21 protein-coding genes, 1 tRNA gene and 1 pseudogene are annotated in these 25,821 nt (G+C 32.3%); 7 read left to right on the top strand and 16 right to left on the bottom strand.

What is annotated here, in order from left to right:
• Positions 1 to 17: 17 nt before the first annotated feature.
• From ABGB03_RS13715 to ABGB03_RS13695, 5 genes are all read right to left on the bottom strand, one after another.
• On the bottom strand, positions 18 to 473 hold the full coding sequence (locus tag ABGB03_RS13715; protein ID WP_347923141.1) for a GNAT family N-acetyltransferase: 456 nt from the start codon (positions 471 to 473) through the stop codon (positions 18 to 20).
• Positions 460 to 1,119 carry an HD domain-containing protein gene (locus tag ABGB03_RS13710; protein ID WP_347923140.1) on the bottom strand — a complete coding sequence of 220 codons (660 nt, stop codon included), beginning with the start codon at positions 1,117 to 1,119 and terminating at the stop codon, positions 460 to 462. Before ABGB03_RS13710 ends, ABGB03_RS13715 begins: the two co-directional genes overlap by 14 nt.
• Complete coding sequence (locus ABGB03_RS13705) at positions 1,109 to 1,849, bottom strand: lysophospholipid acyltransferase family protein (protein WP_347923139.1); 741 nt, start codon at positions 1,847 to 1,849, stop codon at positions 1,109 to 1,111. The genes ABGB03_RS13710 and ABGB03_RS13705 overlap by 11 nt, the downstream gene beginning before the upstream one ends.
• A gap of 52 nt (positions 1,850 to 1,901) precedes the next feature.
• The gene (locus ABGB03_RS13700; protein ID WP_347923138.1) at positions 1,902 to 2,300 is read right to left on the bottom strand and encodes a hypothetical protein; all 399 of its coding nucleotides are present in this window, start codon (positions 2,298 to 2,300) and stop codon (positions 1,902 to 1,904) included.
• Between the two features lie 168 nt (positions 2,301 to 2,468).
• Positions 2,469 to 2,879, bottom strand: coding sequence for a BrxA/BrxB family bacilliredoxin (locus ABGB03_RS13695; RefSeq protein WP_347923137.1), 411 nt, complete (start codon positions 2,877 to 2,879; stop codon positions 2,469 to 2,471).
• 117 nt (positions 2,880 to 2,996) lie between these two features.
• Between ABGB03_RS13695 and ABGB03_RS13690 the strand changes: the two genes are divergently transcribed.
• Positions 2,997 to 3,767, top strand: a complete 771-nt coding sequence (locus tag ABGB03_RS13690; protein WP_347923136.1) for a TerB family tellurite resistance protein — start codon at positions 2,997 to 2,999, stop codon at positions 3,765 to 3,767.
• A 1-nt stretch (position 3,768) separates the two neighbouring features.
• On the opposite strand, the gene ABGB03_RS13685 is transcribed toward ABGB03_RS13690, so the two are convergent.
• The gene (locus ABGB03_RS13685; protein WP_347923135.1) at positions 3,769 to 3,921 is read right to left on the bottom strand and encodes a hypothetical protein; all 153 of its coding nucleotides are present in this window, start codon (positions 3,919 to 3,921) and stop codon (positions 3,769 to 3,771) included.
• 171 nt (positions 3,922 to 4,092) lie between these two features.
• Positions 4,093 to 6,390, bottom strand: a complete 2,298-nt coding sequence (locus ABGB03_RS13680; protein WP_347923134.1) for a TonB-dependent receptor — start codon at positions 6,388 to 6,390, stop codon at positions 4,093 to 4,095.
• Positions 6,391 to 6,489: 99 nt separating this feature from the next.
• On the opposite strand from ABGB03_RS13680, the gene ABGB03_RS13675 reads away from it, so the two are divergent.
• From ABGB03_RS13675 to feoB (ABGB03_RS13665), 3 genes and pseudogenes are all read left to right on the top strand, one after another.
• Complete coding sequence (locus ABGB03_RS13675) at positions 6,490 to 7,143, top strand: metal-dependent transcriptional regulator (RefSeq protein ID WP_347923133.1); 654 nt, start codon at positions 6,490 to 6,492, stop codon at positions 7,141 to 7,143.
• A gap of 1 nt (position 7,144) precedes the next feature.
• Positions 7,145 to 8,179: a metal-dependent transcriptional regulator gene (locus ABGB03_RS13670; protein ID WP_347923132.1), complete on the top strand. Its 1,035-nt coding sequence runs from the start codon at positions 7,145 to 7,147 to the stop codon at positions 8,177 to 8,179.
• Positions 8,169 to 10,357: pseudogene (gene feoB, locus ABGB03_RS13665) on the top strand (ferrous iron transport protein B). The gene ABGB03_RS13670 and the pseudogene feoB (ABGB03_RS13665) overlap by 11 nt, the downstream one beginning before the upstream one ends.
• Positions 10,358 to 10,374: 17 nt before the next feature.
• On the opposite strand, the gene ABGB03_RS13660 reads toward feoB (ABGB03_RS13665), so the two are convergent.
• Genes ABGB03_RS13660 through ABGB03_RS13645 form a run of 4 tightly spaced genes read right to left on the bottom strand, consistent with a single transcriptional unit; the run spans position 10,375 to position 13,553 of the window.
• Positions 10,375 to 10,509 (bottom strand): FeoB-associated Cys-rich membrane protein, encoded by a 135-nt coding sequence (locus tag ABGB03_RS13660; RefSeq protein WP_347923131.1) that lies wholly within the window; start codon positions 10,507 to 10,509, stop codon positions 10,375 to 10,377.
• Entirely contained in the window at positions 10,509 to 12,608 is a 2,100-nt protein-coding gene (feoB, locus tag ABGB03_RS13655; protein ID WP_347923130.1) for a ferrous iron transport protein B, read from the bottom strand. The genes ABGB03_RS13660 and feoB (ABGB03_RS13655) overlap by 1 nt, the downstream gene beginning before the upstream one ends.
• Positions 12,601 to 12,834 carry a FeoA family protein gene (locus ABGB03_RS13650; RefSeq protein WP_347923129.1) on the bottom strand — a complete coding sequence of 78 codons (234 nt, stop codon included), beginning with the start codon at positions 12,832 to 12,834 and terminating at the stop codon, positions 12,601 to 12,603. The genes feoB (ABGB03_RS13655) and ABGB03_RS13650 overlap by 8 nt, the downstream gene beginning before the upstream one ends.
• Before the next feature lie 44 nt (positions 12,835 to 12,878).
• Positions 12,879 to 13,553 (bottom strand): SCO family protein, encoded by a 675-nt coding sequence (locus tag ABGB03_RS13645; RefSeq protein WP_347923128.1) that lies wholly within the window; start codon positions 13,551 to 13,553, stop codon positions 12,879 to 12,881.
• Between the two features lie 180 nt (positions 13,554 to 13,733).
• Here ABGB03_RS13645 and rseP point away from each other — a divergent pair, with 180 nt between their 5' ends.
• From rseP to ABGB03_RS13630, 3 genes are all read left to right on the top strand, one after another.
• Entirely contained in the window at positions 13,734 to 15,077 is a 1,344-nt protein-coding gene (gene rseP / locus ABGB03_RS13640) for an RIP metalloprotease RseP (protein WP_347923127.1), read from the top strand.
• Between the two features lie 72 nt (positions 15,078 to 15,149).
• Positions 15,150 to 15,223: transfer RNA gene (locus tag ABGB03_RS13635), tRNA-Asn, on the top strand.
• A 371-nt stretch (positions 15,224 to 15,594) separates the two neighbouring features.
• Positions 15,595 to 16,281: a DNA-binding response regulator gene (locus ABGB03_RS13630; RefSeq protein WP_347923126.1), complete on the top strand. Its 687-nt coding sequence runs from the start codon at positions 15,595 to 15,597 to the stop codon at positions 16,279 to 16,281.
• Positions 16,282 to 16,422: 141 nt separating this feature from the next.
• On the opposite strand, the gene ABGB03_RS13625 is transcribed toward ABGB03_RS13630, so the two are convergent.
• The 5 genes from ABGB03_RS13625 to ABGB03_RS13605 form a co-directional block, all read right to left on the bottom strand.
• Positions 16,423 to 17,082 carry an IS1 family transposase gene (locus tag ABGB03_RS13625; protein WP_347923125.1) on the bottom strand — a complete coding sequence of 220 codons (660 nt, stop codon included), beginning with the start codon at positions 17,080 to 17,082 and terminating at the stop codon, positions 16,423 to 16,425.
• Positions 17,083 to 17,281: 199 nt separating this feature from the next.
• Positions 17,282 to 17,701, bottom strand: a complete 420-nt coding sequence (locus tag ABGB03_RS13620; protein ID WP_347923124.1) for a hypothetical protein — start codon at positions 17,699 to 17,701, stop codon at positions 17,282 to 17,284.
• A gap of 15 nt (positions 17,702 to 17,716) precedes the next feature.
• Entirely contained in the window at positions 17,717 to 21,952 is a 4,236-nt protein-coding gene (locus ABGB03_RS13615; RefSeq protein WP_347923123.1) for a DUF6443 domain-containing protein, read from the bottom strand.
• A 13-nt stretch (positions 21,953 to 21,965) separates the two neighbouring features.
• Positions 21,966 to 22,421: a hypothetical protein gene (locus tag ABGB03_RS13610; RefSeq protein WP_347923122.1), complete on the bottom strand. Its 456-nt coding sequence runs from the start codon at positions 22,419 to 22,421 to the stop codon at positions 21,966 to 21,968.
• 6 nt (positions 22,422 to 22,427) lie between these two features.
• Positions 22,428 to 25,688: a hypothetical protein gene (locus ABGB03_RS13605; protein ID WP_347923121.1), complete on the bottom strand. Its 3,261-nt coding sequence runs from the start codon at positions 25,686 to 25,688 to the stop codon at positions 22,428 to 22,430.
• Positions 25,689 to 25,821: the final 133 nt, after the last annotated feature.

Below are 25,821 nucleotides of genomic sequence, written 5' to 3'. Positions count from 1 at the left end.
TTTCACTCGAAGTGACATCACAGGGTTTTTTCAAACACTATCTTAGTTTGGCCTACTTCATTTGTGTAAATGTTTGTGATATCAAAACCATTTTTAAGATTTAAAATCATCATAGGTTTAAAACGATTCATTGATTTTGTTCTCAATGTTTGATACCCTTTTTCTATAGCTTTTTGTTCTTGCAATTGTGCAAGTTGTTTTGCAATACCATTTTCCCTGTTTTCAGGTAAAACGCCTCCAACCCAACTGTAAAAAGTAATGTCATTATATCGATATCCAATTTTAAAACCTAAGAGTTGCTTTTGTTGATAACAAAGAATCATCAAAATGTCTTCTTTTTTATGAATTCGTTCTTTAAAGAAATCTAATTTGTAATCCTCAAATATCGATTTGTAAACTATCAATATTTCTTGAAGAAGCTTTTTGGAAGGAATGCCTTCTACTATTTTAAAAGTAAACTTATCGTGTTCCATCCCATTCTGCATAAAACTGATCCAAGTATAGTTCCATAAATTGATGACGCTGTTTTGCGATTCGCTTACCAGTTTTAGTGTTCATTTTATCAGAAAGCAGGAGTAATTTTTCGTAAAAATGATTAATGGTAGGAGCCGTTGACTTCTTATATTCCTCCTTGGTCATCTTCATGTTTGGTTTTATAGAAGGGTCGAATATCTTTCTATTTTTAAAACCTCCATAATTAAAACAACGAGCAATACCAATAGCTCCAATAGCATCTAATCTATCTGCATCTTGAATAACATCTAGTTCTGGAGAGGTAAATTTATCACCTTTTTCCAATGACTTGTTAAACGAAATATTTTCAATTATTTTAATCACATGTTCCATTACTAAACTGTCAACATTGTGTTTGAACAAAAATTCGCGAGCCATTTTTGGACCAATAGTATCATCGCCATTATAAAATTTACTATCGGCTATATCATGTAATAAAGCACCTAATGCTACTACTAAAGTATCCACGTTTTCTCCTTTAGAAATTAGTAAAGAGTTGTTATATACTCTCAAAGTGTGAAACCAATCGTGGCCACCTTCAGCATTTTTTAAAGTAGTTCTTACATAATCTTTAGTTGCTTTTATAACGGCTTCGTTATTTGTCATAATGGATGTCTTTTATGATAGTTTGTTCAATTAGGTTTATTAATTCATCATGTTCAAAATCACTTACACGAAGAGGTTGATGTACCTTGAAGGTGATATGCGCTCCTAATCCCATAGGAAATTTACCATAACGTAGCATTTTCCAAGAGTTGTTAATTGAAATTGGAACAACTAAAGCATTTGGCATATTATTAAAAAGTGTGGCTAACCCCTTAGTTTTGAATGGTCTTGGTTTACCTGTTTTGCTTCTCGTTCCTTCAGGAAAAATTACAGATGACCAATTGTTTTTTTCAACACGCTTTGCGAAATTTTCAATTGCTGTTATAGATTCAAATGGTTTTTTACGATCAATTAAAACCGAACCACCATGACGTAAATTATAGGACACACTTGGTATGCCTTTACCTAATTCTTTCTTGCTTATAAACTTTGGATGGTATTTTCGCATATACCACATTAAAGGTGATATATCATACATACTTTGATGGTTAGCAACAATGATTAAAGGTTGATTAGATTCAATCTTATAAGGGTTAGCGAATGTAAAGCGAGTTCCTAAAATGTTTAAACAACGCATTAGCCAAAACTGTAAACAAATTACTACTCGTTTATGCGCTTGGTAACCTAGAACATTAAAAGCAAACCATTGTATAGGATGAAAAACTATTAGTGTCAAAAAAAAGAAAAACGCATAGATAAGCGTCAAAGGGTATGCTAGGAGTTTAATCATTTTTAAATGCTAAAAAGGCATTCAAAAGTAGTAAAAACAAAAGAAAAGACCTTTAAAAAATTGGATTACATGTGTTATCAATACATTCAAATCCCGAAGGAGGGTTAACAACAGAACAATCCGAAACAATTCCCCATTCTTCGTTAAGTTCTTGCTCTAGCTGATTATAATCCTCAACCCAAAGTAGCAATTGGTCAATATCTATTGAACTTGTATATATTAAATAGGTTAAAGGACCACCACAAGGCTTACTCCCAAAACCAATAAATAAGCAATCGGTATCTTCGTTGCAAATAGATGCAGCTGCTAAACCTTCAATTTTGTGTTTGTAAATATCTAACTCAGCTCTTTCTTCTTCGTAAGTTAAAGGAGGATTATCTTCATCACATTGTGTTGCCACAAATAAGAAAGAAAAAGATAAAAGCATAAAAACAAATTTCAAATTTTTCATAACATGTGTTTGTTTTAAGATGAGTTAACACTCAATAAGTTGCGTAAAAAATATAAAAAAACCACGAAACATTCGTGGTTTAATTTTTTAATCGTCATTGCGAATAAAACGAGACATTCTGTTTATTAATGTAAGACTACTTCACTTTGTTTGAAACGACGTATTTTTCTAGCAATGCGAATTGTAAGCATCAACAAGATTCTCAGCAATCATTTCAGCTGGACGACCTTCAATATGATGACGTTCTAACATATGCACTAATTCACCATCTTTAAACAATGCCATACAAGGAGAGCTTGGAGGAAACGGAATCATAAATTCACGCGCTTTATCAGTTGCCTCTCTATCTACACCTGCAAAAACTGTTACTAAATGGTCTGGTCTTTTCGCATTTTGTAAGCTTTGTCTAGCTCCTGGACGTGCATTAGCTGCGGCACAACCACAAACAGAATTTACAACAACTAAGGTTGTTCCTTCTTTGGTTAAGGCACTTTCAACCGCTTCAACTGTATGCAATTCTTCAAAACCTACGTTAGTTAAGTCTTCACGCATTGGTTTTACTAATTCTGCTGGATACATATTTTTAATTTTAAGAATTATTAATTTAGATTGCAAAGATACCAATTGTGTAACAAAATCCTCAAGCAATCTACTAACAAATAGTATATTTGACGATAAATAAAACTTATACCTTAAATGAGTGTATCAAAATGGATTGGAGCTTCTTTGGGTTGGTCGTTTGGAGGCCCAATAGGAGCGATAATAGGATTGGCTTTAGGAAGCATCGTTGATGGTTTAGCTGGCAACAAATCCAGCCCACTGTTGGGAGAAAGACAGTCTAGTTCGCAAAGAACTTATAGAACAAGACCACAACGAAGACCTCAAACGCAATCTGGTGATTTTGAGGTGAGTTTATTAGTGTTAGCTTCTATTATTATAAAGGCTGATGACCATCAAGACCAACGTGAGCTAGATTTTGTGCGTCAGCAATTTACGAGCATGTATGGAAAGGAGCGTGCAAATAATGCTTTTAGATTGTTTAAGAATATTAGTAAACAAGAAATATCTACTCGACAAGTTTGTACACAAATACGGCAAATGATGGATCATCCATCTCGTTTGCAACTCCTTCATTTTTTATTTGGAATTGCCAAAGCAGATACGCATGTTACTGAAAACGAAATTAGACAGATTTATACCATTTCTGGATATTTAGGAATTAGCTCAAAAGATTTTGAAAGTATTAAAGCGATGTTCTTTAACATTACTGAAAATGCATATAAAATTTTGGAGATAGATAAATCAGCAACCGTTGATGAGATTAAAAAAGCCTATCGAAAAATGGCAAAGAAATATCATCCAGATCGTGTCATTCATTTAGGAGAAGAACACCAAAAAGGTGCTGAAGAAAAATTTAGGCAAGTGCAAGAAGCGTATGAGCAGTTGCAGAAGGAGAGAAGGTTTTAATTTAGCACGATTTCTCTTTTTTTTCTTCTATTCGTTTATCTATGTATTTAAAATAACGTTTTTCTTTATATTTTCTGTATGCAAGAGCTACAATTACAAATAGGCCAAGAATCATTATTCCGCCTTTTCCGTTTAAGTATTCAATTAGTTCCATAAAATTAAATTAAGGGCATTATAGTCGCTAATAAAATAAAATCTTTCAACTAAGCCACTTGTTTTTAGACCAACTGCATTATTGAACGTTATTCGTTAAACTAAAACAAAACATTTAAGAAAGTTTAGGCAAATGCAAGAAGCTTATAAAAAGTAGTAAAAAGAGAAGATATTAAAGCGATTTTATTTTAAGCCCAACAAAAACAGTTCTAGGGCTTCCAGGACCATATACATAATTACTGTCTCTGTTTTTACCGCTATCAAAATCGTTTTGATAGGCATCAAAGATGTTTTTCACACCTCCAAAAATCTCTAAACTAGAATTTAGATTCTTTAACTCGAAGTTATAACTAGATTTAAAACCTAATTCTGAAAACACCTTAGAGGTTGAATATGTATCTACAGTTTGTTCTGGAGCTCCAGCAAAGTGCGCAATTTTCATGGTTCCAGTATACACATAATTTAAAGTTGTACTAAATTTTTGATTAGGTGTAAAACTCAACATAGCAAAACCGTATTCATTAGGTGTTCGTAAAAATTCGCGTAACGCTGGTAAGCCTTCAATATTTTCTACTGCTGTGTCAAATTTGCTAGTTTGAATATTAAAACCAGCTTCTAATTGCACTTTTTTATCATAGTTAACCCTCATTTCAAAAGTCAATCCTTTTACTGTGGCTCCATCTCCATTTTGTTTTTCAAAACGTTCTCCAAACGAATCTTCTCCTAAAGGAGCTAGATAAAAAGCATCATTTAAATGTGTGTAAAAGCCTTCTAAGGTAAATCCAAAAATATAGTGTTCGGTAGGTCTGTCATAATTAATAGAAGCACTAAAGCTATTAGATCGTTCTTCTTTTAAATCATCGGCTAATGTTATTCTAGAAATGCCTCCACCAGCAAAAGCAATATGCAAATCAGTGTCAAAAGCTTGAGGTGCTCTAAAGCCAGTACTCCATGTGGTTCTAAACTGTAAGTTGTTTTCTGGCTTATAAAGTAATGAAAAACGAGGGCTGAATATAACTTTGTTCACTAAGTTATGCTTGTCTGCTCTCACTCCAGACAGCAAGTTTAACTTTGGTGTTATTTCCCAATCACTTTGTAAAAAGGCAGCAACTGTTTTTGTTGTTTGATCTATTTTGTAGTTGTAAGCCTCTATTTCATCAAATACGTCATCCATAACATACTCACTTCCAAATGTAAAGACATTACTCCCTTTTATAAAATTATTGATTCGATGATTAAACTGTGCACCACCTTGAAACGTTACAGTTTTTGAAGTTCCATAAGGAGGGTTACTTAGGTGATTATCTATATCGATTTGATCGTCTGGATAAATACCAGTGTAATGATCTCTATTGGTAAGTTGACCAGCTAAATAAGTAATGATGGAACTATTATCATCATTAAAATTAATTTGATAATCAAGGCTTCCCATTAAAACATTATGAGTTCTTTCTTCTGATTGTAAAGCTAGGTGAGGTGCTTTGTCAACCATTTCTCCACCATATCTATATTCATTTAAACTACTGAAACTAGCTTCTAATTTTTGATTTTCCGCAGGTAGTAAGAATAGATTTGTGCCAAATGAGGTGTTTTTTAATTCTGGAAGTTCGGAGAAGTTATCACCGTTAGCATCATAATAATCTCTCTGTCTTCTATTAACAAATAAAGAAAGTCCAGAAGCTTCATTTTTAGAAACTACTGTTGTATTTCCATTTATAATATTATCGTTAGCTTTTCCATCAATTGATTGATATGTATAACTTATATCGTAGCTATTATCTTTTGGAACTTTTGTAATAATATTTACTACACCACCAATAGCACTAGAGCCATAAAGTGTAGAGCCACCACCACGTATAGTTTCAATACGATCTATCATATTTACTGGAATTTGTTCTAAACCATATAAGCCAGTTAAAGGACTAAAAATTGGACGACCATTTATTAAAATCTGAGAATAACCACCAGCTAAACCATTCATTCGTAATTGTGTATAATTACAAGTTTGACAATCTGTTTCTACTCTCAATCCTGGTTGAAACTTTAAACCATCCGATAAGTTACAGGCTTGAATATTCTCTAAAGCCTCACTGTTTAATATGTTTACAATAACTGGCGAATTCGTTTTACGCTTAAAAGTTCGTGTACCTGTAATTACAACTTCGTCTAAAAGAGCATCTTCAACTAAATTAAAATTGACAGTAATATTTTGATTGTTTACTGTGATGCGCTTTTTATAAGTTATGTATCCAGTAAAAGAACTTTCAATAATATATGTTCCGTTTGGAATATTCTTAATGAGAAAATTTCCATTTTCGTCAGAGACAGCACCTTTATTGATGCTTTTTATTGTAACATTAGCGAACGCTAGTGATAGGCTATTGCCCTTAACATTACCTGAGATGTTAAATGTTTGACTGCTTAAGGAAAAAGAGTATAGAGATAAAATAAGTATTATAAATGATTTCACTTCAATATTTTTTATGCAAATATAAATTAAAATTTAGGCAAGACTAAAAATATATTTAAATTTAAGTAAAAAACGTATATTTGTAAAAATTTATATGAGATGGTAACTTTATCTGAGGAGAACTATTTAAAAGCAATTTATCATTTAGGTAAACAAGGAAATGAAGCTGTAAGCACAAATGCTATTGCAGAAAAGATAGATACTAGAGCATCTTCGGTAACAGATATGATAAAAAAATTAGCTGAAAAAGAGTTGGCTAACTACATAAAATATCAAGGAGTTAGCTTAACCGAGACAGGTCGTATAACAGCAACCTCCGTGATTAGAAAACATCGACTATGGGAAACATTTTTAGTGAAAAAGCTTAATTTTTCTTGGGATGAGGTTCATGAAATTGCCGAACAATTGGAGCATATTAAATCTGAAAAATTGATTGATAAACTAGATAATTTTTTAGAAAACCCAACACATGATCCTCATGGAGACCCTATTCCTGATAAAAACGGAAATTACACCAAAATAAAAAGCAAAAGTATTTTAGATATTGAAACAGGGAGTCAAGGAGTTTTATCAAGTGTCAAAGATTCTTCCAAGGCATTTTTAAAATATTTAAACAAAAATGAATTGGCTTTAGGTGATACAATTAAGATAATTGATTTTGAGCCTTTTGATGATTCGTTTACTATTGAAACCAATTCCAAAACAATGACCATATCTAAAGATGTTGCTGAAAATCTTTATTTAAGTTTATAATATGAACGATTATAACCCAACAACAGCACTTATTATATTTTTTGGAATATCCATTTTATTGTTCTTGTTATTTAGACCAATAAAAGGATGGTTTTGGTTGTTACAGAAAAACTTTAAGAGTGATGAAAAAGTTATTATTGAAGACATATTAAAACAACTCTATCACTTTGAAAATTCAGGAAATAAAGTTGATACTAAAACATTGGTACAGTCTTTAAATTTTAAAAATAAGAGTATTGTTGAAGCTATTAAAAAAATGTCTATCAACAACTTAGTATATTTTGATTCTGATGCATTGAAACTTACAGAAGAAGGCCACGAATATGCTTTACGTATTATAAGAGTACATCGTCTTTGGGAACGTTATTTAGCTGATAGAACAGGGTTTCATAAAAACGAGTGGCATGACAGAGCCGAAAGGATGGAACATAAGTTAAATCATGATGAAACTAACAAATTAGCATCACAACTTGGAAACCCAAAGTTCGATCCACATGGTGATCCTATTCCAACAAAAACTGGAAAAATTGCTAAAATTGAAGGTGTAGAATTACCATTATTACCTGTAAATTCTATTGCTAGAATCACACATATTGAAGACGAACCTGAAGTGATTTACAAGCAAATACTTGCCGAAAACATTCATATTGGATCTTTATTAAAAGTGGTTGAAAACAATAAAACACGTATTGTATTTCAGTCTGAAGGTGAGGAGTTTGTGTTGGCGCCAATTGTGGCTTCAAATCTTACAGTATTACCAATAGAAAAGGAAGTAGTTATCGAAGACAATATAGCTCGTTTATCTGGATTGCAAGAAAATGAAGAAGCAGAAATTATTGGAATATCAAAAGAAAGTAGAGGAGAAAGCAGACGTCGTTTATTGGATTTAGGTTTTGTGAAAGGGTCAAAAATAAAAATAGACTTATTAAATCCTTTAGGAGAACCTCATGCCTATTTAATAAAAGGGACATCAATAGCATTACGAAAAAACCAAGCTTCAAAAATTCTCATTAAAAAACTAGACAATGGAAACTAAAGCAGTAAAAAGTGCTTGTGAAACTTGTGCACAGTTCAATGCAGAAGGACTAAAAAAACTAGGAATTAATACTGATAATTTTGATTTTGTAGTGGCTTTGGCAGGAAATCCAAATACAGGTAAAAGTACAGTTTTTAATGCATTAACAGGGCTAAGGCAACATACGGGAAATTGGCCTGGAAAAACAGTAACTAGAGCTGAAGGAGGTTTTGAGTATAATAAACAAAAATATAAACTTGTGGATTTGCCTGGAACCTATTCATTGTTGTCAACTTCAACAGATGAAGAGGTTGCAAGAGATTTTTTACTATTTGGACGACCTGATGTAACTGTTATTGTTGCAGATGCCAACAGGCTAGAACGTAACTTGAATTTAGTACTTCAAATTTTAGAAATCACTGATAAAGCAGTGTTATGCCTTAACCTAATGGATGAAGCTAAACGTAATAATATTGTTATAGACCAAAGAACTTTAGCAAGAGACTTAGGAATTCCAGTAGTAGCAACAAGCGCGAGATATAAAGAAGGTATTCCAGAGCTCATTCAAACCATTTCTGAAGTAGCTAATGCTACTATTGTGTGTAAACCGCACCGTATAAAAAATGTGCCACCAAATATTGAAAAGGCTGTAAAAAAGCTGAGTGCTGAAATAGAAAAAGAGTTTCCAGGAATTTCAAATAGTAGATGGATAGCATTTAGATTATTAGAAGGAGATTCACAAATAATAGACGCTTTAAAAACAGGCGAATTAGTGTAATTATGAGCAAAAAGAACATTGAAGACATCATTGAATTATCAAACGAGTTGCGTTGGCAAATAGGTGACGATTTTCATGATAATTTAACCGAAGGTATTTACGCTGATGCTGCAAATATTGTTAAAGACAGTGTCCATACAGAAGAAGGGAAAAAAAGGTTTCGGTTAGATTCAAAAATCGATAAGATTGTTACAAGTAAGACGTTTGGATTTCCTATTATGTTTCTCATTTTGGGAGTAGTTCTATGGTTAACAATTATTGGTGCTAATTATCCTTCATCTATGTTGGCTAATTTGTTGTTAGATACTATTCATCCAGCATTAAAAAGTGGCGCATCAAGCATTGGAATGCCTTGGTGGCTTGATGGATTTTTAATTGATGGCGTTTATCTAGCAGTAGCTTGGGTAATTGCAGTGATGTTGCCACCCATGGCAATTTTCTTTCCTTTATTCACTCTACTTGAAGATTTTGGTTATTTACCACGAGTTGCATTCAATTTAGATAATCTATTTAAAAAATCTGGAGCTCACGGAAAACAAGCATTAACTATGAGTATGGGTTTTGGTTGCAACGCAGCTGGTGTTATAGCGACTAGAATTATTGACAGCCCTAGAGAACGACTAATTGCAATAATTACTAATAATTTTTCGCTTTGTAATGGACGTTGGCCAACACAAATATTAATTGCAACCATTTTTATTGGAGCGGTAGTGCCTTCGTCATTTTCAAGTGTAGCAGCTTTATTATCGGTAATTGGAATAGCAGTTTTAGGAATGGCGTTCATGTTTTTAACGTCTTGGGCATTATCAAAAACTGTTTTAAAAGGTGAAGTTTCTACTTTTAATTTAGAATTACCTCCTTACAGACCACCACGTTTTTGGAAAACACTTTACACCTCTTTAATAGATAGAACCTTAATTGTATTATGGCGAGCTATTGTATTTGCAGCACCTGCTGGAGCAGTAATTTGGCTTATTTCAAATATATTTATTGGTGATGTAAGTATTGCAGTATGGTTAATTGATTCGTTCGATGGCTTTGGATGGTTATTAGGTTTAAATGGGGTTATTTTATTGGCCTATATTGTGGCAATTCCAGCTAATGAAATTGTTATCCCAACTATTTTAATGTTAACAGTTATGGCTACAGGAATCTCTGGAGGTGAAGGTGCAGGTGTAATGTTTGAACTCGACTCTATGGATGCAACAGCCGATATTTTAAAAGCAGGAGGTTGGACATTATTAACAGCTATTAACATAATGCTATTTAGCTTACTACATAACCCTTGTAGTACAACAATTTATACCATTTACAAAGAAACTAAAAGTGCTAAATGGACTACTGTAGCTTCAGTATTACCAGTAATTTTAGGATTTATCGTTACGTTTTTGGTAGCTCAAATCTGGAGGCTTTTCATATAATTTAGTAATCGCGATAGTTAACAACCACAACCATCACTACCACATGATTTGGAGTTCTTTTTTTTTGGTGACCAAACATATTTTCTTATCAAAAACGCAATAGCAATCAATCCAATTACTGTAATAATGATATTTTGAAAAACCTCACTCATTAGTTTAAAATTTGAAAAGCTATAAGTGCAATAATGTAAGCAATTAGTGACATTCCAAACAATTGAATCATTGGCCATTTCCAACTATTGGTTTCTCGTTTTACAATTGCCAGAGTACTCATACACTGCATAGCGAAAGCGTAAAAAAGCAATAGGGAAATACCAGAAGCTAATGTAAACACTTTTTTACCATTGTCATGAACTTCGTTCGCCATCCTGTTTTTTATGGTTTTATTATCATCATCCAAAGCACTACCAACACTATAAATAGTTGCCAACGTACCTACAAAAACTTCACGTGCAGCAAATGAGGTAACTATACCAATACCAACTTTCCAATCGTAACCTAATGGACGAATTGCTGGCTCAATGGTTTTACCAATAATACCAATAAATGAATGCTCTAATTTATAAGAAGCAACTTTGTTTTCCAGTTGTTCACCTTGTAATTCAGGGTAAGTTTCTTCAACAATTGTTTCCGCATTGTTAAATTCTTTTCCAGGACCATACGATGCTAAAATCCAAAGAACAATTGAGATTGCTAAAATTATTCTACCAGCCTCAAAAACAAAGGTTTTTGTTTTTTCTAAAACAGTTAATACTACATTTTTAAGTAAAGGCACTTTATAACTAGGCATTTCAATTACAAAAAATGTTTTTCTGTTAGTTTTTAGAATCTTATCTAAAACATATGCTGATAATACAGCCATTCCAAATCCTAATAAATACAAAAGCATTAACGTTAAGGCTTGGTAACTTAGCCCAAGAAAACGACCTTCAGGAATAACCAATGCAATAATTATTAAATACACAGGAAGTCTAGCTGAACACGTTGTGAAAGGTGTTACTAAAATAGTAATTAAGCGTTCTTTCCAATTTTCTATATTTCTAGTCGCCATTATGGCTGGAATTGCACAAGCAGTTCCAGAAATTAATGGAACTACACTTTTTCCGCTAAGTCCAAAACGACGCATTACACGATCCATTAAAAACACGACACGACTCATATAGCCACTTTCTTCTAATACTGAAATGAACAAAAACAAAAAGGCTATTTGTGGAATAAAGATGATAATACCACCAATTCCTGCAACGACTCCTTCAGCAATTAAGTCGGTTAATTTTCCGCCTCCTGGAAATGTTACTTTTATCCAATCTGCTAACGATGCAAATGAGCTATCAATAAAGTCCATTGGTACTGTTGCCCAATCATAAATCACTTGAAAAATGGTGAGTAAAATCACAAAAAAGATGGCATATCCCCAGATTTTATGAGTTAAAATTCTATCAAATTTAGCTCTTAAGTCAGTTGCTTTTGCTTTATCAATGGTTTGGCCTTCTTTAAGAACGCCGTTAATAAATTGATAGCGTTTGATAGTTTCTTTTTGCTGAAGACGTTTTAATTCACTTTTAGACTTGGTTTTAAACTTTGAAAAATCAAGTTCATTTCTATCAATTTTACCAAAATTTGCATCTTGACTAATAACAACCCAAAGTTTGTATAAATCTTGATTTGGAAATGCTTGTTTGAGACTATTAAAATATTCGGTATCAATTGATGACGTATCTAAACAAGGCTCGGTAGAAAGTATCTTATGGTTTTCGATTAAGGTTTTTAAATTACTAATCCCTTCATTTTTTCGCGTACTTACTAGGGCAATTTTTGTCTTTAGTTCTTTTTCTAATAATTCAATATTTAAAGAAATCCCTTTGCGTGACATTCTATCTGCCATGTTAATGACTAGAATGGTTGGAATTTTTAAATCTTTTATTTGCGTAAAAAGAAGCAGGTTACGTTTTAAGTTTTCAACATCACTTACAATAACTGCTACATCAGGATAATCTTTATCATTCTTGTTTAACAGTAATTCAATAACAACATTTTCATCTAAAGACGATGCATTTAAACTATATGTTCCAGGGAGGTCTAAAATATGTGCTTTTACACCACGAGATAATTTGCAAATTCCTTCTTTTTTATCTACAGTAATTCCTGGATAGTTTCCAACTTTTTGGTTTAATCCAGTAAGCGCATTAAAAACAGAGGTTTTTCCAGTATTTGGGTTTCCAATTAAGGCAACATTTATTTGTTTACTCATTAATGTTGTCTATTAAAATTAATGATGCTGTATCTTTTCTAATTGCTAAATAACTGCCATTAATGTTAAGATACATTGGGTCGTGGAATGGAGCTACTTGTAAGAGTTCTACAGTGTTTCCGGGTAAACATCCCATTTCTAAGAGTTTTAGTGGAATATCTTCAGATGAGCTATCGATAATGGTAGCCCGTTCCCCTTTTTTTAAATCAGCAATTGTTAAGGACATCCTTATTTAGATTCATTTTAAAGAAGCAAAAGTAATAAAAAAGATTATTCTTTATAGGAAGCTTTTAAGGTTTTTATGTCATCAATTAAGCGTTCAACATCTTTCATGTCTGTACCATCATAATATCCGCGTATTTGACGCTCTTTATCTATGAGCATAAAGTTTTCTGTATGTATCATATCAAAAGGACCACCATCACCATTATCTTTTACTGCTAAGTACGATTTTCTAGCCAATTCATAAATTTGTTTTTTATCTCCAGTTACTAAGTTCCACTTAGAGGCATTAACATCTTTTTCGTTTGCATAGCGTTTTAATTGCGCAACTGTATCAATGTCAGGAGTCACAGTATGTGATAGTATCATCACTTCATCATCAGCAATAAATGTTTTCTGCACTTCGTGCATATTTTTTGTCATAATAGGGCAAATAGTTTGGCACGTAGTAAAAAAGAAATCTGCCACATAAATCTTGTCTTTATAATCTTCCTGCGTAATTGTTTTACCATTTTGGTTTGTTAAACTAAAATCAGCTATTTGATGATATTTTTTTTTATGCTGAATAGTACTGTCAACCAATTCTGTGCTTACTTCAGCAGGTTGATAAACTGGTAATACTTTCTTTGGTTTTAAAATAGAATAGAAAATGGAGATGATTATTATTGAAAGAATAAGAAGGCTTATTCCAAAAAATTTAAATTTTTTTAAAAACTCTAGCATTATTTAGTAGCTATTTAGTTATAAATGAGAGATTGAGTGCAAAAATACACACAAACCCTAAAAAAAGCTATTAAATTACACCTAAAAAAGATAAAGAAACGTTAATGATAGTCTATTATGTTTTATAATGTAGCTTTAAAGTTTTACTTTTGTGCGTTTATAAATTTTGACAAAGACTAGATGGAGTTTGTTATTAAAATATCTCAATTTTTATTGAGCCTTTCATTACTAATTGTTTTACACGAATTAGGACATTTTATACCAGCAAAATTATTTAAAACCAGAGTAGAGAAATTCTACTTGTTTTTCGATATAAAATATTCGCTATTTAAAAAGAAAATTGGAGAAACCGTTTATGGTATTGGATGGTTACCTCTAGGAGGATATGTAAAAATATCTGGAATGATTGATGAGAGCATGGACAAGGAACAAATGGCTGAAGAGCCAAAACCATGGGAATTTCGCTCAAAACCAAGTTGGCAACGATTAATTATTATGCTTGGTGGTGTAACAGTTAACTTTATTTTGGCATATTTTATTTATGTGTTCTTATCGTTTGCATATGGAGATACTGATTTTTCTTCTGAAAGCTTAAAAGATGGTTATTGGATAGAACATGAACTTTTATTGGATTTAGGGTTTCAAACTGGAGATAAGATTATATCTATTGATGATGTAAAGGTTGAAGCACATTCGGATGTCATAAAAAAGATAATTAGCGGTGAAAAGTATGTGGTAGATAGAAATGGGGTTATTAAAACTATAGAAATGCCTGTGGATTTTTTAGGTCAGTTATCTTCAAGAAAAACAAAAGAAAAATTATTTAAACTAAGGGTTCCATTTATGGTGAACAGTTTAGTTGATACTTTGCAAAATGCTAATGCAGATTTAAAAGCAGGAGATATCTTACTATCTATTAATGATCAAGACGTAAAATATTTTGATCAGTTATCAATAATGTTACAAGGTTATAAAGGAAAGACAGTTTCTACTAAATTTTTAAGAGGTGAAGAAAATATTATTAGAGAATTAAAAGTTGATTCTGAAGGTAGATTTGGAATAACTCGTGCTCAACACTTTGAACGGTTTAACGAATTAGGTTATTTTGAAGTAACACGCAAAGAATATACTTTTTTAGAAAGTTTTGGTGGTGGATTAGACAAGTTTACAGGACAAATTGTTAGTTATTGGGAGCAATTAGGTAAAATTTTCTCTCCTAAAACAGGTGCTTATAAAGGAGTAGGAGGTTTTAAAGCCATTTTTGATGTTTTTTCAGGTCAGTGGATTTGGGCAGATTTCTGGAATCTTACAGCCTTTTTATCAATAATGTTAGGAGTATTAAATTTATTACCAATACCTGCTTTAGATGGAGGACATGTGATGTTTTTGTTATATGAAATGGTGTCTGGTAGAAAGCCAAGTGATAAATTTATGGAATACGCTCAAATGATAGGTTTCTTTATATTAATTGCCCTAGTACTTTTTGCTAATGGGAATGATATTTTCAAGGCTTTTACTAATTAAAGTTTTTTGAACATTATATTTGTAGTATATAAAAAATAATATATATTTGCGCTCGCAAAAGCGGAAAAACAGTCCTCCTTAGCTCAGTTGGTTAGAGCATCTGACTGTTAATCAGAGGGTCCTTGGTTCGAGCCCAAGAGGAGGAGCAAATAGAGAAAAGTTCAACAGAAATGTTGGACTTTTTTTGTGCATTAAATTTAACAAAGTTGTAGTGAGCTAATTTTGGCCTTTAAATAGAGCGACGTTCAACAGCAATATTGGATCTTTTTATTCCAAAAACTAAAAGTCAAATTAGTGCTTTTTGAAAAGGGCTTTTCTTATTAGCTATAAGTTAACAACTGTTTTAAAATAATTAGATAAGTTAATTAGAATGACTCTACCTAATTTTAGAGTTTACTCAACAAAACACACCTTTCGCTCATTTGTATTATGATTGAAATTAGAAAGCAGTTAGTTTTAGGCATAATAAATGTTTATTCTAGTAGGAATACACCTATAATTTTAAATATATATATTTATGCTATATAAGGCTAAAACAATCAAGGTTTTAATTGTAGAAAATCAATCTCTAATTATAGATGTGTTTAAAAGAGCCTTAAATGAGGTTAGTAAATTATATGAGAGTTTCAATTTTAATATAAATACAATCAAAAATTGTGAATCTGCTTTTGAAGTAATTAAAAAAATGACACCAAATAGCTTAATAGATATTGTACTACTAAATATTAATTTGCCTCCTTCTTCTACAAGCAAATTAATATTTGTAGATGATATAGCACAAGAGTTAAGAAATAGGTCTCCAAAAGCTAAGCTAATGGTTTTTACGCAAAAATGTGATAACTATAGGATTAGTAGTATTTTAAAAACCCTTGACCCAGAATCTATCATAGTAAATACAGACATAGATTTTAAAGAGCTTATCCATGCAATAAGAACTATTTTAATTGAGCCTCCATATTACAGTAAAGAGGTTTTACAATTTATTAGACGTCAAATGACCAATAATTTCACATTGGATAATTTTGATAGGTTAATCTTGCATTATTTATCTAAAGGAATTAAAATGAAAGATTTACCAAGTTTAATAAATATGTCTAAAAGCGGTATTGAGAGACGTAAAAGGATCCTTAAAGAGGTTTTTAATGTAGAAAATTGTAATGATAAAGCACTTTTAAAAATTGCAGAAGAAAAAGGGATTATTTAATGTTTTTAATACCCTTCCATAATAAGCTTGGTAATTTAGATTGTTATCAACTAGTTTAGTAATTTCTAGCAATGTTTATTTACATATTTTTTAAAATACAGAAAAGTCCTTTTCTTCCAGATATTTATCAAACAATTACTCCTAACCCCAAAAATAAATCTTTAAATGAGCTTCAAGATAGATTTTGTTTCTTGAAAAACAAATAGTTTTTCTACTTAACCGTTTAATATGAGTACGTAAGGTTAAATTATAGCGTTCAATAATATTAGTACAATATTGAAAACGCTTATGAATCTCTTTTGGGATCATACTTGGGTAAATATTTAATCCATCAGTATAAATTCTATTGGGTTGCAGTAATAATACCTTATTAATTATTGGATAGATACGTTCTTTTGAACGCGTAGTTGTAATTACAAAATCTATAACTTGTTTTGTTTTTCTCTCTATAGCATAAGCAAGCCAATTTTGAGAGTTGCCATTTGCAATTTTTATAAACATCTCATCAACTTCAAACTTACACCCAAGTTTATTAAAATATGGAATCTTGATTTGTTTACTAATTTTCAACATTCTTGATAAAACTGTTCCACAAGAAATACTTAACATTCTTGAAATACTTCTAACACCACAACCTTCTTTAAGTAATTGTTTTAGCAACGAATTGATATTACTACCGTAAGCTTTATATGTATAGTCATTTTGAAAATAACGCTCACAATCTTTACAATAAAATCGTTGCGTATTATTTCTTTTTCCTTTTTTAATCGTGTTGATCTGCCCGCAATATTTACAATTCATTTTGTAAATATAATCTTAAGTTCCAATTTGAAACACGATAGGATTTTTATCCCCTATTTTATAACGTATAATAGATGTTCATAATTTCAAATAACAAGAATAGGTTTCGAAAACGAAACCTATTCTTCTTTTAATCCATTGGTTTTCAATAATTACAACCTAATAATTGACTTAGGTGCCAATTTGGAACATTACCCCCTTAGTTTATACTGCCAAAATATGTGATTTCTGTCAGTGATCCACTATATGCACTCAAATTACCTTTTTTATTCTTATTAAACACGCCCCTAATTTTAATTTTTTGAAGTGAAAAATTTAATAATCTATCATTCTTAAAAAGCTCTTCATTTTTAGCATTTAATAAATTATCCTTATAATTAAAATCAACCCATATACTTTCATAGGGATCAGAGTATTTTTTTTCCGAGATAGATGTGTAACCCAAATCCTTATAAAAAAAACCACTTAATTCAATTTGTTTTTCATGGTAAAAATTAGGATTTAATACTACTTGTTCAATTGATACTTTTTCATAGCTTGATTCTTCACTGGTTTTAGTAGAAAAACTCCCAAGACTACTACAACTACTAAAAAGAATCAATAATATTAAAACTCTCATTTTTCTAAATTTAAATTAATTATCTGATATAAATTTTTGCTTATTTGTGTCAACAACCTTTGGTATACTAACTCTAGTATTATCTATTTTAATTAACTTTTTTTCTGGAGATATTTGATTATTATTTAATGTTAAAGATGACGGAGCAATAAACCTTTTAAAAAAATTGGCAGTAGTACCCCCTAAGCTACTTCTTAAACTGTATGGTTCTTTCCTATTTGGATAGGTATATTTTGTCCTCATTGTAGATTCTCCATTTAGAGCTCGTAAATAATTCTCAAATCTTACAGCATTTATTTCACTAGCAGGTAGCCCTCCTAAAGTTGTACTATTCATATTAAAACCTCTTTGATCATCATATGCATGCGCTAACTCATGTCCTAACTTGATATGACTTTCATTAAAAAAAACACCATCTCTAAGACCAACTTTAAGCGGAGAATAACTAATCTCGTTATTCTCATGGTCATAACTATTTGTTAAAGCATCTCCAGAATTACTAATATTGTAACGTGTTGATGATCTTTGCAACTTTCCAAGGATGGTATTTCCCTGTTTAGTATTTCCTATTTTACCCAAATCAGAAACGGCTTGATCAACAAAACTAGCATCGCCATCATACTCCCCTCCTTTGACAATATTACCATCTTCATCTTTTGAATAGTGGTATGCTTTTCCGTTTTCATATAAAACTGAATATTCATTTCCTTCTTCATCATTTATCCCTAAAGTAATATAATCCCCATTATAATCAATATAACTTACTGGATTATTTGCAGCATACTGATAAGTAGAAATAGGCATAAAACTTTCAGAATATCTATCAATATTAAAAAATCTACCAATTGCAGCGTCATAATTACGAGCGCCATATTCTAACCAGTTTAGTCCTAGAGCTTCTTCAAGCTCTTTTCCATTATATGTATGATACTTGTTCTCACTAATCGGATTATTATTATACCCTTTATGTTTTAAGCCAAAAGGATAGTAGTTGTTTTCTTCTTGTATTTGCAAGGTTGGAGAACTCGTTGTACCAGTATTTTTATAACTTAATCTAATATTCCCTAAGTGGTCTTTGTATTGGTATACATAATCCCAGTTACTTCCATCAGGTTCTACATAGCCTTCTGGGTGGTTAAAGAATTTTAACACATCACCACTACCACTATCCTCATAGATATAGTTTCCTGCATATTTAGTTGTAGCACCAGTACTCACCGTTTTCTTTAATTTTACGCCAGTGGCATCATAAATGTAAGAAATATTCCCCGAAGGTAAGGTCACAAGTGTTGGTAAATTTAAGTGGTTATATGAAATATTCGATGAAATACCCTTATTAGCATCAGTTAGCATGTTGCCATTGGCGTCATACGTGTACTCTGTGGTAGTATCACTACCATCTTTAAACCCATATGTATCATTTCCATTATCAAGTACTTTTTTAAGCTGGTTGCTATTGGTATTATAAGTATACACCAGATCATCCATAGTATTAAAATGGGAACTATTTGTAGCTACTGGATTAGCAACAATATGCCCTTGCCTTTTTAATTTGGTAATATTTCCATTAAGATCATAGACTACTTTGTCTAAATGATAATTGCTTGAAATACTAGTGGCGCTAGTAAGTCTATTAAGCGCATCATAATCATATTTGTACCATTTTAAATTACTATCGGTATTCGCTGTTTTCCATTCAACTTCGCTTATATTTCCATTATAAAGTTTTTTATCATTTGATGTGTGATAATCAATGGTGTTATAATTAATTTTAAACCCAAACAAGTCTGTACCCAAAGAAGCAGGGTTATTAATTTGCTTTAACCAGCCTCTAACATTATAGGTATAATTAACTGTTTGAAGTGGATTGCTCACTGTATTCCCAACTTCTTTGGTTGTTAATTGTCCCAACTCGTCATAGATGTTCTCTGCAATGACTTCCTCCGCACCAGAATTAATTTTATGGGTTTGTTTAGTTACACGACCAGCATGGTCATACGTAAAGGTTTCCATAGTCACTAAATCTGATTCTCCTGTTTTTTTATGGGTGGTTTTCACCTCTAATGCTTTTCCAACAAAATCTAAATCACTCTGTACAATATCAGTTGTATTTAAATACGCATTTTTAGAATATGTGTACACTGGACGTGCCTTATCATCATAATACATTACTGAGGAAATCCATTTATCTGGTGAGACATCCAATACCTTTACTTTAGATCCAGTAGCCAAACTTTTAACATTAGTAGTTAGTGATACACTGTAGGCATGTGTGATACTTCCTGGTTGAGCAGATCCAGCTAAATCAAAACTATAGTCATCATAATAATTAATGGTCAACAATTCTAAACCTGAGCTAGGAAAGTTATTATTTGAGTAATAACTATCATCATAATCTACCGTACTTCCTTTCCTTTCTTCATAAAGTTTCGTGGCTAAATTATTTTGAGTATTGAAATGTGATTGCATGGTATGTTGCGCAGAGACGGTAGAACTATGTGTATACAAACCAGTATAGGCAACCCTCCCTAATTTATCGTATTTAGTCACAAGCCATTCTTTATTTGGTTGTTGAACAGCATCCTGTGTCATCACAGGTCTATCTAATTTATCATATACAATAAATTCCCAACCTTTTCCAGGTATTTTTTTCTCAATTAAACGATTTCTATAGTCGTATTTGTATTGATAACACAAATCATTCAGTTCTGTTCCTGAAGGTATGTTTGTGTTAGCATCTGATAAAGGTGGTAGTACATAAGTTAAGTTCCCAAAATTATCATACACATAATACGTATCATGCTTAGCTTCTGATTCCCCAGTATCCAACACATCTCCATCTCTGTTTAAATCAGATTCACCATAGGTGCGTTTTAAGAGGACTCTGCCTTGTTTGTCTTTAAACTCTTCGGTAGTATGTAACTTAGAACTTGTTCCATCATGATTTTCATCATAAGTGATGGTTTTAAATAACTTTCCAGCAGCATAATAGCTAGTACCTCCATTTAAAGTAGGTGTATAAGTATTATTTGCAAGTACTGTACTTACAGTATACTTACGTACATCTGTAGCCGTATTAGAATCATAATCAAATTCGATTTCATGACCACCACCTTTCGCCCAATCAGCACCAGGAGCCGCTTGTGAGAGCACTCTATTTAAAGGAGATGCTTCAAAGGTTTTTTGCGAGTAGGGGTTAGTTGTATTATCATATTTGGTCGTATTATAAAAACTATTGATACTAGTAAGTGTATTTGTTCTGTATAATCCTTCACTACCACTAGTAGTTGGTACATACGGTAAATACTCTTTCTCTAGTTGTCCAAGAGCATTGTACTCCATATGAGTAATAATATCTTTACTAGTACCACTTTGTTTAATAGCCACACTTTGCATAGCCCTACCTAAACCATCAAAATAAGTCACACCTTTAATTATATCCTTATCTTGTGTGATTTGTGAGATACCTGTAACTGCTACTTGCGGTGCAATGCTAAGAATATAGTTCTCATCGCTTAATGATTCTGCAGTAGAACAACCATTACTATTAGTCCCTCCATGATCATTTGGACACAAATCACTACTATTAGTAACATAGCCTGTAGGCTGTGAACAACCTAATATTGAGTCATTAGGATCCCCTTTACCATCCCCATCAAAATCGGCATAATAAGTTGTAGTAGGTTGATTAATTGTATAAAAAACGGTTCTAGCAGTACTCCATTGACTTCCTTTTTTAGAACGCAAATAATACACCGTTCCAGTGGTACGAGTCACAGACACAGCTGAATTACTTATGCTAGTACCAGAGCTCGTACTTTGCCAATAATAAGTCTCTCCACTAGGAGGAGAAGTTCTTGTGAGTACGGTGTTGCCACAATTATTGGTTTTTGTAGGCATTGGAGGTGTTGCTGGTGGAGCACTAGCACTTACATTAACCGTCTTAGAACCATAATAAGCATCCCAATCTCCTTCAGCATCATATTCTACTGTATTGCTAGAGCTAGCAGTTACCCAAGTAACCGTTACGGATTGTTCTTGCATATTTGATTTACTCCCTCCGTTCACTGACCACATATAAAATAGGATCATATCATTAATATTCACACTATAATTGTCTACATCATTGACATTGGCCGTTGAAGGACCATAAATAGTCGTTTGTGCTTGTAGGTCTTTTGTTCCACCTATCCAACTAAGTAAGCACACTAGGATAAGTGATTGTATGTGTTTGTTAAATATATGTTTCATCTTATCTAAGTTTTTAGTTGGATACTTTGTTTAAATGCCAAGTTCCAAAGAGTTGTTTGGAAGTGGTACTTTTTTCTAAAAGGAGTTCCATATTCTGATTACTTATTTTTCCAATAGTATGGATGATGGTTCTCCCATTTGTAACAAGTTCTAGAGTAACACCATCCTGCTTTAAGTCCCATGTCCCTGTAACTTGTCTATCTGCATTTACTACAAGAGTGTAACTTCCATCAGCTTCAAAGGTCATTTTACGCTGGCTAAAGGAGGTTTGTAATTTCTGCTTTCTATCTGAATCAAAAGCATCATAGTGCTGCTTAGCTTCAGATTTTAATTCATTAATGGCTTTATTATAATCCAAAGTCCAAGTACCTATAAGCTTCTCTTTATTGCTATTCACCTGTGCATAGCTACTTATTCCAAATAGCATGACTAAAGTGGTTATTATGATTGTTTTTAATGCTTTTTTCATGGCAATTTAGTTTTTGTAGTTGTATTCTGTTTTGCTTAAAATCTTTCCATCATGATCCTTAACATATTGCAGACGAGCATGATTATCATAATAGTAATAACTGGTCTTTCCTCTTGGATCTGTGACGCTAGTCACTCCAATAAGAGGATCGTAAGTAAAAGAAGTCATAAAAGCATTTGGTAATGCCGCTCTTAAATCATCTAGAGCGGTTCTTAAATCTTTTTCTGTTGTACCATTAACATCAGCGTCCGATAAGCTTTGGATTTCTGCTAATGTGTTGTAATTAGAATTTAATGTCCCAATGGCTGTTGTTAACTCACTAGTGGTAGCATTTTCTATTTTTGCAATTGGTAAGGACTCGTTATAGCCATAGATATAAGTTATATGAGTGCCATCTTTTTTGCTTACCTCTGTGGGATTGCCTTCTACATCATAATCATTGTAAATAATTCTGTCTTCCAAAGAACCAGATCCTTTTGCTGTTTGTATCTTTTCTGGTAAATTGAGCCCTGACCAATTAGAATTGCTATTACTATAAACAGTATATTGTTTACCTAATAACTCGGTGTTTTTATAGGATTCTGTTTGCAATGGTATGTACCATGCTTTTTTGTTATAGAGATCTGTTTCAGCGGTTGTTTTGGAGCCTTTATTAAACACATAAGTGGTATTTGTTTTCGATATGATATCATCACTGCCTGTAACTTCTACGCTTGTAGGGATATAATAATCTATTAAGTTATTACTATCTTCATCGTATTTTTGAGTCGTCATTTTTACTACATCTCCTGAAGCATTGTAATAAGTCTCAATAGTGGTAGATGGTACATTATAGCCTGTATAGATATCATAATAAGTAAATCTAGAAGTTGCAATTTTTAAACCTCTTACAGCAGTTGCAGCTGTTTTTATATAACTAAACGATTCTATAGGCTCATTTGAATAATTCAAAGAGTTATAGGAAACCTCTTTTTGATATACTTTAGAAAAAGTACTTCCTGATTTTTTATATAGAATTTGTTTTTTAAGAATTCCCCTTAAAAAATCCTTACTATCTGTCTCTGGTGGCGGGTATGGATAAATTTTAACACCATCATAGTATTTATGATTTAGTTCTCCTGTATCTGGGTTTATTCCCGAATAATTATCAGGAAAGTCGTCCATTGTGGTAAAATAATGTTCCTCTTTTCCATTCGCATCATTATCATTTGTAATAGTTACTTTGCCATAACCTACATGACTTCCTTGAGTGGTCGCCAAAGGAGTAATTGAATTGACATACCTTAAAAAACCTAATGGAACGGTATCATCATATACCGAATACTCTAACCCATAGTAAACAGGAACATTAACAACTCTTCCTGAAGTTGTATCGTTTTCCATATAATTGAAGTGTCTTTTAGTGGCCAACGTACTAGTAGCTGAATAGTCAGAAATATTTTTAAGTCTTAGACCTCCAATGTTTCTTGTTGGTGAGCTATCTTCATTCTCCCATGATAGCTTTATAAAAGATATAGTTTCACTACAAGAGCTTATCTCATACCATGCTTCATAACTTCCAGTAGCAATGGTAAACTTATTAATATAGGTGGAACTACCTCCTTGGCTTCCTGGAGGTAAGGACATATTAGTAACCACATTTGTTGAAAGATTCTTAATTTTAATGGTAGGTGTACATTCATTATGATGTCCAGTTACTTTTAAAACACTTTGTATTGTAGCATTAGTTGGTAAATCAACCGTAAATGTTTTAGAATTGGTTTGACCGGAGGTTGTTAATACTTCGCTTAAATTAGTAATAACACCTGCAACATCATACGTCTTGGCAGTATGCCCTTCGTATTCAAAAACAGTTTTCCCTCCAGTTGGATATTCCACTTCTTTTAAAATTCCTGCAACGGCATAGGTTGGATCTGGTGCTCGGTTGGCACTACCAACATCATCAGTATCCCAATCATTTATTGAAGGATTGTACCACTTAATCACCTGTCTTGGTTCTAATTTGGTATTAGTAATGGCTCCATTATAATATCCCCAATGGTCTTGAGCTTTAGAAAATCGAGAGGGTAAATATTTATCTGTATTATAGGTAAATGAGGTTGGATTTAAACAATTATTATCACCATCACACTCCTCAATAGAGGTTAATACCAATCTGCTTTCATCATAATTAGGTATAGTGGCAGTAAGCGCTACCAGCCCAGTAGGTGTCATATACTGATAGTTGAACTTTATTGTCTTTATGGTATTACCATTACTATCTTTTACTATAATTTTATCTAAATATTTGTTAGTAGTATCGTTGAAATCCTTCCTTACAGCAGTTGATGCTACAAATTCAACAGAACCTTGAGAATGTGTAATTTTTTTTAGACGTTTCCCTATATAATGAGTAGTTGTATACACATCATCTTCTAATCCATTTACTACCTGTATAGTGCTTCTAGATCTTTTTAACTCATAATTATATTTATCGTATTCAAAATCTATAGATTTCGTTTTTATACGGTTCTCAATCTTTCTTAAAAACCATGAAGAAGGAAATCCTCTAAATTCGACCATAGTCTCATTATAACTTACGGTATTAGACCATTCTTTATCTTTAAATTTATATGAGTTCCCATAAGGGTCTTTCAGAGTAAACTCATCAATGACATTATGTGATGTCGTACATTGTGATGGTTGATTAGGGTCATAGTCAGAAGCAATAGTGTGCGTTATAGAAACATTTGCTTTTGGTTTGTAATGTATATTTTCATCATAATCATAAAAAAAGCTACCAGAACTTCCAGGTGAATTATACATAAACATATCTGGTTGACTATCCAATTTACCATCTTCAATATCATCAAAAACACTAAAATTTGAACCATTAGGAATAGGTATCCCAGTAGTTGCGAAGAAGCCTTTTAATGGAACATCATCAGCAATCCCTCTAATAGTTCTGGATATGGCACCTCCAGCATTCAAAGACCAGCCTAAACCAACCCAACTAGCCATCTCTTCGACTTTGATACCGTTCCCTCCTGTATATTTTAAATAAATAGGTACTGATAGGTCTCCTTCTTTTACTTCCCATAAAGGAATCGTAATATTGGCTGAGCCTGTATAATAGTTTACCTGTGTATTGCCATAGACATGAAATGCTGCTGCATTTGGTGACGGTGGAATGACACTTGGCAATTCTTGAGAGTTCATTTTACTGCTAAATAGTAAAATGAGCCCTAAGAGACATAATCTCTGGAGTTTGTAAATTGGTGTTTTCATAGAATGATCTATTTTAGATGTTGATAAAAATGCAGAAGAAGAATTATGCTATTAATCCTTAATCTTGTTTGAAGATTTAAGACTCTGTAAAGTTTTAAAGAATAATTGAGTTTAAGCTAAGGTTTTGACTTAG

Source organism: Pontimicrobium sp. SW4 (assembly GCF_039954625.1).
Taxonomy (GTDB): Bacteria; Bacteroidota; Bacteroidia; order Flavobacteriales; family Flavobacteriaceae; genus Pontimicrobium.
This window is presented reverse-complemented; position numbering and strand designations above follow the sequence as displayed.